Consider the following 13,358-nt stretch of genomic DNA (forward strand, 5'->3'; position numbering starts at 1 on the left):
AAAATGATCACAACTAACAAAAAACTTACCTGGTTCATCGTCATCACACAGGCCATTTTGATGGCATGGTCTATCGGTAGTTCAGTACTTGAGGCAGGACCCCTGTCTGCTTCAATTATCTCCTACGGCCTCTTTGGCCTATACATTCTATACGCGGTGATCACCAAAGACAGTACCCTGAGCCGGCTGATCCTCTTTGGTTTGGCCGCCGGGGTTATGGAGTTAATTACGGATCACTATCTGGTAGACACCATCAATAGCCTGGTATATCCCGGCAAGGAAGCAATGATTTGGAGCTCTCCTGCTTACATGCCTTTTGCCTGGGCCAATGTGCTCATCCAACTAGGTTATTACGGATTACTCCTTTCCAAATGGAAAGGCTGGCTGGTGGCGTCAATAATTCTTGGGGTAGCCGGTGCCATGTACATCCCCTTATATGAGCACCTGGCAAAGGATGCCGGGTGGTGGTGGTATCATCCCAATGCACCCATGATTTTCAATGCTCCTGTTTATGTGATCATCTGTGAAGGGTTGATCTCCCTGTCCTTACCCCTCCTATTGACCCGTTCATCGAATAAAGGAGCAATCTCCGCCAGCGTTCTGGGGATCATTTGCGGGGGGTGGATATATTTGAGTGCCCTCATTGCTTACTGGATAGGAGGATAAAGCCCCGTCATGAAGATTTTAGAAAGAGCATCCAAGATAGCCGAAGGATTTAATTCCTCAATTTACCAATTGAGCGATGACACCTATGGCCGGGAGGTTATTCTAAAAGTAATGAAGGAGGACTTCAATTACCATCCCCACTCCTCCCAGTTATACAATGAGGACAAATACCTCCGGGGCGTAAGTACGAAGGGCGTGAGAGGCTCTATCGATCTGATTGAAGATAGCCAGACACCCATTCTGGTACTTGAGTACTTTGATGGTATTTCCCTGAAAGACTGGGTGAAAGAAAAACCACGCACTTTTATCGATTGCCTGAAAGTGGCCATACAGATCTGTGAAGCCCTACACGAGGTACATAGCCAGTATAACCTCATCCACAGAGACATTAGCGCCCATAACATCCTGATCAATGATCAGATGGTGACCAGCATCATCGATTTTGGGTTGGCCATCAATGTGGGCACCAAATTGAACATCAAAGGGATGAGCGATCAGCTGCTGGGCACCCTCCCTTACATCTCTCCTGAGCAAACAGGACGTGTCAACCATGCGGTGGACTATCGATCGGACCTGTACTCTTTAGGGGTGGTACTTTACGAACTATTTACCGGCCAGCTGCCCTTTAATGCAGCGGATCCTCTGGAGCTGATTCATGCCCACCTGGCAGTTGCTCCTCAGCCGCTAACAAGCATCAATCAGGAAATTCCCACGGTCTTCTCTGACATCATTCTCAAACTCTTATCAAAAGATGTAGAACGAAGGTATCAGTCAGCAAGGGGATTGCTGGAGGACCTCAAAAAGTGCATGAATCAGGTGGCGCTCAAGGTAGAAATACAACACTTTGCACTGGCACAAAATGATGAGTCAGGAAGGTTTCTCATCCCCTCCAAAATCTATGGGCGCGAGGTACAAATCGCTCAGCTACTCAATGCGGTGGAAAGCATGGGCACAGGGCAAAAGGAAGTTACCCTTGTTTCCGGGAAATCCGGAACAGGAAAGACCTCATTGCTCTATGAGATTCACAAACCCATCACCCGTAAGAAGGGATACTTTATCAAAGGAAAACATCAGCAATTTCAAAAGGACAGACCTTATCAGGCCATCAGTCAGGCCATCAACTCTTTTTTTTCGCTTATCCTGTCTGAAAATGAGCAACGACTGGCTCAATGGAAGCATCTGCTGCAAGAAGCCCTGAAAGATCAGGGGAAACTGATCACCGACCTCATTCCACACCTGGAATTAATTATTGGTAAACAGGAAAATCTTCCCGTGCTAGGCATCAATGAGGCGCAAAACCGTTTCAATTATGTCTTCACCCAATTCATAAAGGTACTGGCCACCAGGGAACATCCGCTGGTACTTTTCATCGATGATCTGCAATGGGCAGACAACGCTTCTCTGAAGTTGATCAGGAATATGGTCACCGATAGGGAGTTGTCGCACTTCTATTTCATCGGTGCATACCGCGACAATGAAATAGATTCGAAACATCCCTTCAACGTGATCTTTAGCGAACTCCCCAAGCTGGGAGTGACCATCCAGCAGATCCACCTCGATGATCTATCCTTCGCGGATACCCAGTCCATGATCATGGATACCTTCTCCTGTAATGAGCGAAAGGCGAGAGAACTCACCCATATCGTGCAGACAAAAACTGCCGGGAATCCATTTTTTGTCAATCAATTCCTGAGGGCCATCTATGAGAAAGGATTGATCACGTATCGCCATGGTACTGAAGCAGGCACTGGAAGCTGGGAATGGGATCTTGAGCAGCTGGAAAGCACTAATTACACTGAAAATGTGGTGGACTTCATGGTGGATAAGCTCCGCAAAATGAACCCGGGGACTCAGCAACAACTTACGCTGGGAGCCTGTATCGGAGATCGATTTCACCTTAAAACACTCAGTTACATTCAGGATCCCGGCAGCAGGGATATGATGGATGACCTCTGGCAGGCCGTCATAGAGCAGTTGCTTTTTGTAGAAGAAAGTCACGGGGATGTAGCACTGGTCTCGCAGCTCAAAAACCCCGAAGCTGACACCATGCTGACCTATCGTTTTGCTCATGACAGAATCAGACAGGCAGCATACGAGCTGATTCCCGACAAGGAGAAAGCAAGGGTGCATCAGCGCATTGGTGAACTGCTGCTTCAAAACATTGATCTGGAGAAACACAGTGACCAGGTATTTGAGGTGGTCAATCAGCTGAACAGGGGTATCCGAAAGAAAGACGACTCCTACAGGATCCGGCTGTGCGAACTCAATTACCTGGCTGGCAGCAAGGCGAAAGCTTCGTCCGCTTATGAGTCTGCCATCGACTACCTGGAAGCTGCACTCAACGGATTAAAAGATACCGACTGGCAGGCAAAACATACACTTCTTTATGCATTGCATCTGACCACCATGGAGACTTACTACATCCTTGGGCAATACAATCAGATGGAAAGTATTGGCGATTTGCTCCTCACGAAAGCCACTTCCAAAATGGAGTTCCTTCAGGTCCACAATGTGCTGGTGCAGTCTTACATTGCCAGGAGTAAGCATCTCGATTTGATTACTTATGGACTATCCATCCTGAAAGATGTGGGCATCAATCTTCCCTCCAAACCAGCTGACACTGATATACTGATAAGTTTGGTGCAGACCAAACTCAAATTGATTGGAAAGAAAACCGGGTATTTTGAGGCGCTGCCCGAAATGCAGGATGAATTCATGGCCTTGGCCATCAATATGATGACAAGCATAAGCACGGCCTCCTACCATAACTTCCCAAAGCTCTTCCCCATTGTCATCCTAAAATCCATCCGCTTATCCATCCAACATGGTAACTCCATTGACTCCATTCCATTTTACGGTGGTTATGGCACCATTTTATGTGGAGTACTTGGGGACTACACTACAGGATATGATTTTGGTCAATTATCACTGACCCTGCTTCAGAAATCACCTCGCTACAAGACAGTGGTTCCCAAGACACTGGTGATATACTATGGCTTTATCAATCACTGGAAAGATCCTCTGAGAGGTGCACTGGATCCGTACGAAGAGGCCTACCTGGCAGCTATGGAGATTGGTGACAATCAATATGCCGCCAGCGCAGTATTTCTCAAGGCTTGTACCGGGTTCCTCTCAGGACTCAGACTGGAAGAGCTCGCGCCTGAAATACAGTATACTCTGGAACGGATGCCTTCCCTGAAGCAGGAAAGCTATCATCAGTACATGAAGATCGTTTTCCAGGGCATCCAAAACCTGCATGCAGGATCAGACGACCCCTGGGAGCTGGAGGGCACTACCTTTAGCCTGAAGGCTTTCATGGCAAGTGATTACAAAAAAGAACTCAGAGAAGACGACACGGCACTCTTCCACATTTCATTCTATCAGCTCTATCTCAATTTTCTATTCGGAAGATATGAAGAAGCCTTTCAGGGAGTGATTTCCACAAAAAAGTATCTCGAAGTGGTAGTGAGTACAGCGTATATACCGGTCGTGAATTTTTATGACTCGCTGGTAAGACTCAAACTTTGTAGCAACGCCACCCCTTCCCAAAGAAAAAAGCATTTGAAACAGGTAAAAGCCAACCAGAAACAAATGAAGCGTTGGTCTGAGCATGCACCTGACAACTACCTCCACAAATACTTACTGGTAGAAGCCGAAATCTTATCCGCCACAAGCTCCGACAAACCCGTCTCAGCAGCCTATGATCAATGCATCAAAACTGCGGAAGCCAATGAATACCTGAATGAACTGGCCCTGTGCTATGAGCTGGCGGGTAGGCATTATGAGCAGCGCGGCGATGAAGAACTTCAGAGTCACTACCTCGGCAAGGCATTGAAGACCTACCGAAAATGGGGCTCCAAGGCCAAAATCAACCAGCTGAAGGCTGAGTTTCCTTACCTGGAGGAACGGAAGGACAGGTCCATTCACACCACCTTTACCGAAGGCTCATTCTCCTATGGCTCCCTTAGCGGAAATAACCTGCTGGACCTGGCTTCTGTGCTGAAAGCCGCCACCACCATTTCCAGTGAGATCAAGCTCAGTAAGGCCATCCCAGCCCTGCTGAATATACTCACCGAAAATGCCGGTGCCCAGTCCGGTGCCTTTGTGCTTTTGAACAATGACGTGCTGGAACTCCATGCGAGAAGTTCAGTGGACGAGGAGGCTAAAATGGTGCCGGTGCAAGAAATATCAGCGGTTGCTGATTTGCCCATTTCCGTGATCCAATATGTATGGAGAACACAGGATACCGTACTCCTCGACCATGCCGAAAACGATGAGCGCTTTCATCAGGATGAGTACCTTCAGACCAATGCCGTAGCGAGTATCTTATGCATGCCGGTAATCCATCAGCAGGCCCTGTTGGGGATCATCTACCTGGAAAACCGCCTGACCAAAGGGAGTTTCACAGCGGAGCGCACCGACCTTCTTTCTTTGCTTTCAGGACAAATAGCCATCACCCTTCACAACGCCCTGCTGTATGACCTGCTGGAACAAAAAGTAGATGAACGTACCCGTGAAATCGAAAAACAAAAGAATATACTCAACCACCAAAACCTACAGCTAACGGAGCTAAACGAAGAAAAGGACTTTCTGATCAGTGTGGTATCCCACGACCTGAGAAACCCTTTGCATTTGATAAAAGGATATACCAACCTGGCCTTAAAAAATAAGGACCCCAAAGAAACGGAAGAGTTTCTGGGGTATGTGATTGAATCCAGCAATCGCATGGAAGGGTTTATCAGTCGCATTCTCAATGTAAGTGCCATCAATTCCAGGGAAATCAATGTCACCTACAGTGACGTGGAGATGGTGGCCCTGCTGGAGCAAGAGGTGAAAGTTTTTGATTCAATGGCCGCTGAAAAGGAGATTGACTATTCCTATCAAAGCATTGAATCACATCTCGATACAGCCATCGATCCGGGATATTTCAATCAGGTTATTAGTAACCTCCTGTCCAATGCCATCAAATACACGCAGCCCAAAGGCCGGATACAGGTACGCCTGGAGCTCATAACCGGGGGTGACTACTACCGCATTTCCATAGAAGACAATGGACAGGGAATCAGCACCCGTGACCAGAAATTGCTATTTAGTAAGTTTCAAACGCTGAGTGCTAAGCCTACGGGCGGGGAAGAAGCCACCGGACTTGGTCTGGCCATTGTGAAGAAATATGTAGAAGCCATGGGTGGTCGCATCTGGTGCAAAAGTGAATATGAAGTAGGCTCACAGTTCTTCGTGGAGTTTCCGGTAGACCGAAACTGACAATTCTTCATTGCTACTCCGATTTTTCATTTCACCAGGTACTTTGCGCAATACTCTCGTTTAGCCGGTGACCAGTTTCCCTGAAAAATAAACTCACACAAATCAATGTGGCAGGCGTATATTTGCACCTCGTTCTATGTCTATTGTACGCAAGGTGAGAGCGGTCGAACGGTTGTTCGGGCGCCTCGATGAGGAGATTAACCAGTTTCGTGCTGGTACCGGGGTGCATTGCATCTCAGGATGTGGGAAATGCTGCACCAAGCCTGACATTGAAGCCAGTCCGCTTGAATTTCTGCCCCTCGCCTTCCATCTTTTCCTTACGGGAAAAGCAGAAGCCACATTGGAACAAATCGCACAGGAACAATCCCCCATTTGCCTGGTTTATTCACCTCTGTCAGTCGTCGATCTCACCAAAGGCAGCTGTGGAAACTATGCCTATCGTGGCCTCATCTGCCGACTCTTTGGCTATGGCTCCTCCAGAGACAAGTTTGGAGAACTGAAAATGGTTACCTGCAAACTCATCAAAGAGCAGCAGGCAGAAAGTTACGAAAAGGCCGTAGCCATGCTCGCTCGGCATGAATATGTGCCGGTCTTCTCTGATTACTACAAAAAACTCATGCAAATTGACTTCCAGCTCGGCAATCAGATTCTGCCCATCAATGAAGCCATCAAAGAAGCCATAGAAGCGGTGCTACACCATTATGCTTACAGGCCTTTTCCCAGAATAAAAGGGGCGGCTTAAAACTCCGCTTATAGCGGAAAGATTGGCCTATTCCTTTGTAAAAACTCTGTTCATTTGGTAGTTTCACCACAAATGTCACCTACCATGAAACATCTGATACTCCCATTCTTTTGCTCAGTTATCGTTCTGGGACTAGGACACACGCCCTCATTTGGGCAATACAGTTCTTCCTCCTCTGTCAAAATAAGCGCCGGTACCGTATACGACAAGGAAAGCGGAAGACTACTGAGTGAAGAGGAAATGATGGAGCTAATGACCAATGGAAATCCTGCTTTTGAACCTCAGATGGATAAATACGGGCGGGCAACTACCTTTCTGATCGATACGCCCAATCCCTATGCTCAGGTAAGCATGAGGGACATCTCCCGGCGTCCTCAGGTCGGGGACATTGTGCCCACATTTGTCATGAACTCCATTACTGGTGACCCAACTCGATTTAGAAGAGCTTAGTGGCTCCTTCGTTATCCTTCATTTTCAACTCACCGCTAATCCCCCCATATTCAACCAATCAAGATTCGAAGCATTTGACGCTCAGGTCACAGCCCTTAAAAAGAGCATCCCTTTAGAATCAATCACCATTTTTCAAAGTGGTCAAAGGGAAATAGAATCCGCTCTTGAACCGGGCCAATATCAAAATCAAATAGTCCCTGATGGCAGAGGGTTTGCCATGCGGTACCAGATCGTTGATTATCCTTCTTTTATACTCATTGACCAGCAAGGCCGCTTAAGGGGCTATTATGGAGGTAGTGAATGGGAAAAGTTGAAATCAGCGTTAGGCAAAGATTAGATCATCCATACGGGTTACTTCACCACCAGCTTTGAACTGAAGGATTGACCTCCTTCACTCCATGAGACCAGATATACTCCTGCCGGAAGTAACTCAGGAAGCACAAAGCATCCTCCTTTGTTTTGATCAATCACCCGAATAATGCCACCACGCATGCTGCGAAGCACTACTGATATCCTCAAAGTCAGTTCAGGACTGCACCATATTAGATACCATTAGCTTGTAGTAACAATGACATTATAGCATTATTTTCCTTAAGCTGACCTTTAAAAACAGAGGACACTGTAGCACTCCCCAAATCCTCAACACCACGACATGAAATACAGCTGTGTGTGGCTTTCAGCACAACACCTACATCCTCTGATCGAAGTGTGATTTGCAACTCCTGTGCTATTTGCATGGTCAACCGCTCCTGAACCTGGGGTCTTTTTGCATAAAAATCCACGAGTCTGTGAATCTTTGATAATCCAATGACAAACTCTTTTGGTATGTAAGCCACATTGGCAAATCCCTGAATTGGGATCAAATGATGTTCGCAAAACGACGTAAATGGAATATTCAATTCGACCAATGGGGTCTTGTAATTGTACTCGTTTTTAAAAACTGTAATTTTAGGTTTGTTCTTGGGGTTAATCCCTCTAAAAACCTCATTTACATACATTCTGGCCACTCTGTCTGGTGTTTCTCTTACACTATCATTGGTTGGGTCCAGTCCCAAAATATTAATGATCTCTGCAACCTTCTTAGTAATGAGCTCGATTTTAATGTGATCCTCAACATCAAATGCATCATCGCGCAGTGGATTGCTAACCACTGCGTGATGATTGTTGATGTCTTTGGCAATTGTTGCTACTCCATTCAACTTCTCCATATCAGTTACCGACTTGATCAGAACTGCTTTCTGACAGTTTCGCCAAGGAAAAAGCTGCAATGGCCATTACCAAATCCCTTACGGCCACATCTACATAACTCCAGCTAGCAATAAGTGTCAGCGCAATAGCTACCAACCAGGCCGAAACTACGTAAGCACCTATTTTAGTTTTGGTGAATACCAGAATTCCAGCCACAACTTCTATGACACCAACCACCATCATAAATGTTGAAGGTTCCAAAGGGAGCATCCCGGCAAATCCTTCGGATATATACTGACTCCAATTGGTTAAGAGATTGGTAAATTTGTCTAGTCCTGCTACAATGGGTACCAGCCCGAAAGTGTACTTCAACACATTTTTAACAAGTAGTAAGTTCGTATTCATGATTTTAAATTTTGATTGTTTGTTAATCTGTTACACCCATTGGATAGCTGACTCCAAAAAAGGATACAGTATTTTGTATCTTTTTTAGAGTTTCGGCATCTAAAAAGCAAACGAACTGCAAAATGGAAGCTCTAAACATCAACGATTTCAGTAATCATAAAATAGAAGATGCAGACGTCATAAAACGCATACTGGGAGGCGAAAAGGAACTATATGAAATTTTGGTGAAGAGAAACAACCAAAGACTCTATCGCGTAATCAGAAGCTATTTGAAAGACGAAAGCGAGATAGAAGATGTGATGCAGAACAGCTATATCAAAGCGTATAGTAAGTTGTATCAATTCAACCTGGCATCTCAATTCTCTACCTGGCTCATTCGCATTGCCATTAACGAATCCCTCACAGCTCTGAAAAAGAAAGGAAAAACACTGTATTTAAATAATCAGGATCTGAACATCAATAATGACCTCATTCTGGAAATTCCAGACCATAAACAACTCAATCCTCAAGAAAAGATGGCACAAACCGAAACAAAACGTCTGCTGGAAAATGCTATTGACCATTTGGACCTAAAATACAGAACCGTTTATGTGATGAAAGAGATAGAAGAAATAAGCCTGAAGGAAATTGCCACAACTTTGGACATCAGTCTTGCCAATGTGAAAATCAGGTTGCACCGTTCCAAAGAAATGCTCAAAGAAACCTTATTCAAACTCTCAAATACCACAGACATTTTTGAATTCGGCTACAGCAGATGCGACAGGATCACTGAAAAAGTAATGAGAAGCATATAGCAATTGATGTACCTACCTTCCCGGATTATGCCAACCATGGAAAGAGCTCCTACTGGTCAGCCCTTCGCTGGCCCCCTCTGGTGATCCAAACCATATAGATTCCCTGATTCAAGGCAGAAAGATCCACCCTAACCTGACCCTTAAAGAATGGTCACCGTTGTACTCAGATCGGCCTTACCCTCACCCTATTTTCTGAAACTTTGCCTGGCTCAATGCAGTCTTGACGCGCTTACCCGGCAGAAAACCCACCTTCACTCCGGTAATGTCGCGGCTGGTCACCTGTGCAGGCAGCTCCCGGCCCACACCAGAGACATGAAGGCTAAAAACCCCCAGTCCGTCAAGCTTTACACTGTATCCGCCCAGGAGTAACTCCGGCACCAGATCAATGAGGGACTCTACCACGCCCACCACATCCGCAGCATGGAGGGTGGACCGCTCACTGATCATTTCACATACGGCCCTCAGGTCTGCTGACTGCCTGTTGGTGACCATTGGATAATAGCGTGGTGTGTTCTCTCCGGCCATGCCGCCGGGTTTCTTGGATACTACTTTGTAGGAAATAGCCATATTATCTGATCGTTTAGTGGTTTTGACAGGTGAAGTTTGTCTGCTATTGCGGTACTTCCGCTAAAAATGACGCATTGTTTTGGGTAAAACATCGTTATACTTTATTATTTAGATACGTATCTTATAAAATTTAGATACGTATCTCATATAAATTAGATACGTATCTAAAATTATTTTAATACGTATCTTTTTAATAAAAGCACAGCACAAACCAACCACCTGATGCTGATGCGTGAAGTAAATCATGCTGTCCTCTTATCCCAATCCACACTAAAAAAAGCCCCTACCAACATTTGCATGTCAATAAGGGCTCTTTTCAGATCAAAAGCAGGATAATTACTTCACCACCAGGCGCTGTGTTATCCGCTGGTCCCCTCTGGTGATCTGTACCAGGTAGATTCCCTGATTCAAGGCAGAAAGATCCATCCTCAGCAGACCGGCTACGAGTTCCATCTTTTGCATAGCTCTACCCTGCAGGTCAGTCACCACCAGCTGAGCGCCATGCCATTCGCTGCTCACCTCCACTGTCGCCAGTCCCTTCACCGGATTGGGATAGAGTATTACCTGAGGTGTGGCAGGTACTATAGCCGCAGTGCGGGAGCCGCCACCGGGAGCTGTGCCCCATACCAGGGTGTTATTTTGATAAAGAGTGATCTTGGAGTATTCTACATAGCTACTGATGGTACCATCAAATGAGTAATCATTGGTCTCATCGTGGTTTGACCAGTCGCTTTTGTTGATCCTGAGTTTAATATTACCTGAATCATCATTGGCTGCCAAACTGCCCGCTCCGCTATCAAAAGTCACTTCCAGGTAGTAGTCAGAGCCACTGGTATTCACAAAAGCACCATTCACATTGGAGGTACCAATACTCGCATAGTCACACGTAAAAGTGGGTGTAGCTGTCCCCTCCATTGTAAAATAGTAACGCAGCTTCAGGTCGGTATAGCTCACCGCGGCACTTCCGTCATTGACTATTATCACATAAGGTTTGATCTTGTTATTGGAGGTATTGTCATCACCACACTCGTAAAGCACGCTCAGATCACCGCTACTTCCCCCACCCCCGGAGCTATTGACGGTGATGCTCACTGAAGAAGAAGTGGTGGATGCACTTTCATTATCTGTGGCTACGGCAGTCAGGCTATAACTCCCTGCAGCCACCCCGGACCAGGTCACAGCATACGGACTGGACGTATCAGTGCCTATGAGGGTGCTGCCATGATAAAATTTCACACTGGCCACCGAGCCATCGCTATCACTGGCAGAGGCCGTGATCGTCACATTGTCACCAGCTGTGTAGGTAGCTCCACCTGAGGGTGAGCTGATGCTGACAGTCGGGGGCTGATTGCCTCCACCCCCACAGCCGCTGTACCACGACGGGCAAGAGGTGGTAGAAACGCCGGAGTTGTACATATCACCACTCGGATTTCTGGTATTGTTCCAGGCGTGCACATCTGAGGTGCCTGAGTATGCTTCCACGATGTTATCAGATGAGGCATCCATATTGAAGGTATTGTCATGCACCGCATGCTCATAGCAGGATAAGCTCACACTCCTGTCGATGGCCGCTATACCTTTTGTGATGATCGACTCCCCGTTCTGATTGAAGGTATTGTATCGCACATAGGTTCTTGTTCCTTTCAAATCAATGAAGGAATCGGCATAATTAGCTCCAGAGATTCCGCTTCCGTCTATGGCGTTGTACTCGATCACCGTTTCCTGGGTGCCCTCCTTAATGTCAAAAGCCTCAGCCCTCACATCCGGACCGATACTGCAGTTTTTGACTGTGGTATAATCCACATAGGGATCGTAAGAACTCCAGGAGCCTTTGTCGGTACCAATGTATATGCCCTCACCAAATCCGGCGTTGACATTGCCCGTATTGTAAACCGAACAACCGTCTATGGTCACGTGATCTGACCCATCCCGGATGTGAATGGCTTCATTGCCCACATTGTGAACCGCACAATTGATGGCCTGGCTGTAATTGGAGTTATCAAAGACCAGCCCTTTCTGACCATAAGAGATCTCCAGATCTTTCACGACCCAGTAATTGCCCTCAATCCGGAGGACGGTCTTGCTGCTGATTGAATTTCCCTTCAGGTGCGCTTTATTGGAAGCGGAGGCACTCCTGATGGTAATCGGGTTGGCGGCGGTGCCATTGGCACCCCCATAATAGTACGCTGCATTCACCGAGGCGGAAGACTCATAAGTACCCGATGCAATGATGATCTCATCACCCGCCTGAGCATTGGCCAGTGCATTCTGGATTTCGCTGACGGTGCTACAGTTGTACACCGTGGCATAAGTCAGTTGATAACTGGCCACCATCAGGGCCAGTGCAAAAAGTTGTTTTAATTTCATAATCTTGTTTTTAGGTTGAAATACTTCGGTTGGTTTGCGCAAAACCATGCTCAAGGTAGAATTTGCCTAAAAACAATCGTTCGGAAAGAGGGCGACAATGGTACATTTCGGATACCGGGAAAGGCCGTACTAAATGGTTGCCAAGGATAGAAACAGGCTATTGCCTGATTTTTCAAGATTCAATGGAAACCAGCTTTAGCGTTCAGAAAGGCCTTGCAAAAAGAATTTGAAACAGATACTTTTATAGCCATTAACCATGGTACATAGGGCAGTCAGAGATACGATTCATACCTCTAAATGGACTCCGTTCTTGGGATTCTTACATCTTTAATACATCTATTTAATCAGTCTTCTGTGAGACCGTGTCAATCTGAACATTATCGAAGGGTAAGACAAGACTTTGGCTCATTGCGGGTATTCCTACGTTTAAGAACAATCTGATAGAATATCCGTAACTTTATCCTATGGACTGGCGTGACAGCATTATATCCGACAATGCCGTGCTTTTAGGCAAACCGACGATCAAGGGAACCCGTATTTCTGTAGAACACATCGTTGGGTTACTTGCACAAGGGTGGACAGCACAACAAATTCTAGAAAATTACCCTCGCCTGACGCATGAGTCTCTGCAAGCAGTGTTTTCTTACATTCAAGAATGTTTGAAAGACGGACTGCTGCATTCCAACGCTTAGAATTCCCTACATTGAGATTTTTAGCCAACGAGAACATCCCTGTTTCAAGCATTACTTACCTAAAAGCTCAGGGTTTCGATATAACTGCTATTGGCATTGACAATCCAAGCATAACTGATGAACAGGTCATGCAAATTGCCATAGATGAGAATCGAACCATCGTCACCCATGATAAGCGATTATGGTGAACTGATTTTTAAATACGGTTACAAACCACACTCAGGC

Annotated in this window: 12 protein-coding genes; 7 read left to right on the forward strand and 5 right to left on the reverse strand. The window is 46.1% G+C overall.

The genetic code is table 11. The features are described from left to right. Positions 1–3 precede the first annotated feature (3 nt). From RIH33_RS03755 to RIH33_RS03770, 4 genes are all read left to right on the forward strand, one after another. Positions 4–666 carry a DUF6989 domain-containing protein gene (locus tag RIH33_RS03755; RefSeq protein ID WP_406653773.1) on the forward strand — a complete coding sequence of 221 codons (663 nt, stop codon included), beginning with the start codon at positions 4–6 and terminating at the stop codon, positions 664–666. A gap of 9 nt (positions 667–675) precedes the next feature. After that, positions 676–5,928 carry an AAA family ATPase gene (locus tag RIH33_RS03760; protein ID WP_406653774.1) on the forward strand — a complete coding sequence of 1,751 codons (5,253 nt, stop codon included), beginning with the start codon at positions 676–678 and terminating at the stop codon, positions 5,926–5,928. A gap of 136 nt (positions 5,929–6,064) precedes the next feature. Continuing rightward, positions 6,065–6,670 carry a YkgJ family cysteine cluster protein gene (locus RIH33_RS03765; RefSeq protein WP_406653776.1) on the forward strand — a complete coding sequence of 202 codons (606 nt, stop codon included), beginning with the start codon at positions 6,065–6,067 and terminating at the stop codon, positions 6,668–6,670. A gap of 84 nt (positions 6,671–6,754) precedes the next feature. Further along, positions 6,755–7,120 carry a hypothetical protein gene (locus RIH33_RS03770; protein ID WP_406653777.1) on the forward strand — a complete coding sequence of 122 codons (366 nt, stop codon included), beginning with the start codon at positions 6,755–6,757 and terminating at the stop codon, positions 7,118–7,120. 351 nt (positions 7,121–7,471) lie between these two features. Here RIH33_RS03770 and RIH33_RS03775 read toward each other — a convergent pair whose 3' ends face one another. Genes RIH33_RS03775 through RIH33_RS03785 form a run of 3 tightly spaced genes read right to left on the reverse strand, consistent with a single transcriptional unit; the run spans position 7,472 to position 8,713 of the window. Beyond that, positions 7,472–7,639: a hypothetical protein gene (locus RIH33_RS03775; protein ID WP_406653779.1), complete on the reverse strand. Its 168-nt coding sequence runs from the start codon at positions 7,637–7,639 to the stop codon at positions 7,472–7,474. Positions 7,640–7,662: 23 nt separating this feature from the next. Beyond that, positions 7,663–8,328, reverse strand: coding sequence for a GTP cyclohydrolase I FolE (folE, locus tag RIH33_RS03780; protein WP_406653780.1), 666 nt, complete (start codon positions 8,326–8,328; stop codon positions 7,663–7,665). A gap of 1 nt (position 8,329) precedes the next feature. Further along, positions 8,330–8,713, reverse strand: coding sequence for a DoxX family membrane protein (locus RIH33_RS03785; protein ID WP_406653781.1), 384 nt, complete (start codon positions 8,711–8,713; stop codon positions 8,330–8,332). Positions 8,714–8,835: 122 nt separating this feature from the next. Here RIH33_RS03785 and RIH33_RS03790 point away from each other — a divergent pair, with 122 nt between their 5' ends. Further along, positions 8,836–9,507 (forward strand): RNA polymerase sigma factor, encoded by a 672-nt coding sequence (locus RIH33_RS03790; RefSeq protein ID WP_406653783.1) that lies wholly within the window; start codon positions 8,836–8,838, stop codon positions 9,505–9,507. Positions 9,508–9,687: 180 nt separating this feature from the next. On the opposite strand, the gene RIH33_RS03795 is transcribed toward RIH33_RS03790, so the two are convergent. After that, a complete protein-coding gene (locus RIH33_RS03795; protein WP_406653784.1) occupies positions 9,688–10,074 on the reverse strand; it encodes an HU family DNA-binding protein in 387 nt (128 codons plus the stop codon). Positions 10,075–10,410: 336 nt separating this feature from the next. Continuing rightward, positions 10,411–12,441 carry an Ig-like domain-containing protein gene (locus RIH33_RS03800; protein ID WP_406653786.1) on the reverse strand — a complete coding sequence of 677 codons (2,031 nt, stop codon included), beginning with the start codon at positions 12,439–12,441 and terminating at the stop codon, positions 10,411–10,413. Positions 12,442–12,905: 464 nt separating this feature from the next. On the opposite strand from RIH33_RS03800, the gene RIH33_RS03805 reads away from it, so the two are divergent. Both RIH33_RS03805 and RIH33_RS03810 read left to right on the forward strand, forming a co-directional pair. Continuing rightward, complete coding sequence (locus tag RIH33_RS03805) at positions 12,906–13,133, forward strand: DUF433 domain-containing protein (RefSeq protein WP_406653787.1); 228 nt, start codon at positions 12,906–12,908, stop codon at positions 13,131–13,133. Next, positions 13,097–13,321 (forward strand): DUF5615 family PIN-like protein, encoded by a 225-nt coding sequence (locus tag RIH33_RS03810; RefSeq protein ID WP_406653788.1) that lies wholly within the window; start codon positions 13,097–13,099, stop codon positions 13,319–13,321. The genes RIH33_RS03805 and RIH33_RS03810 overlap by 37 nt, the downstream gene beginning before the upstream one ends. Positions 13,322–13,358 lie beyond the last annotated feature (37 nt).

Origin of the sequence: Marinoscillum sp., assembly GCF_040222955.1 — a bacterium.
Lineage (GTDB): Bacteria > Bacteroidota > Bacteroidia > Cytophagales > Cyclobacteriaceae > Marinoscillum.

Coding starts and splice junctions, on each gene's coding strand:
- RIH33_RS03755 (WP_406653773.1), top strand. CDS start 4: ATGATCACAACTAACAAAAAACTTACCTGGTTCATCGTCATCACACAG.
- RIH33_RS03760 (WP_406653774.1), top strand. CDS start 676: ATGAAGATTTTAGAAAGAGCATCCAAGATAGCCGAAGGATTTAATTCC.
- RIH33_RS03765 (WP_406653776.1), top strand. CDS start 6,065: ATGTCTATTGTACGCAAGGTGAGAGCGGTCGAACGGTTGTTCGGGCGC.
- RIH33_RS03770 (WP_406653777.1), top strand. CDS start 6,755: ATGAAACATCTGATACTCCCATTCTTTTGCTCAGTTATCGTTCTGGGA.
- folE (WP_406653780.1), bottom strand. CDS start 8,328: ATGGAGAAGTTGAATGGAGTAGCAACAATTGCCAAAGACATCAACAAT.
- RIH33_RS03785 (WP_406653781.1), bottom strand. CDS start 8,713: ATGAATACGAACTTACTACTTGTTAAAAATGTGTTGAAGTACACTTTC.
- RIH33_RS03790 (WP_406653783.1), top strand. CDS start 8,836: ATGGAAGCTCTAAACATCAACGATTTCAGTAATCATAAAATAGAAGAT.
- RIH33_RS03795 (WP_406653784.1), bottom strand. CDS start 10,074: ATGGCTATTTCCTACAAAGTAGTATCCAAGAAACCCGGCGGCATGGCC.
- RIH33_RS03800 (WP_406653786.1), bottom strand. CDS start 12,441: ATGAAATTAAAACAACTTTTTGCACTGGCCCTGATGGTGGCCAGTTAT.
- RIH33_RS03805 (WP_406653787.1), top strand. CDS start 12,906: ATGGACTGGCGTGACAGCATTATATCCGACAATGCCGTGCTTTTAGGC.
- RIH33_RS03810 (WP_406653788.1), top strand. CDS start 13,097: ATGTTTGAAAGACGGACTGCTGCATTCCAACGCTTAGAATTCCCTACA.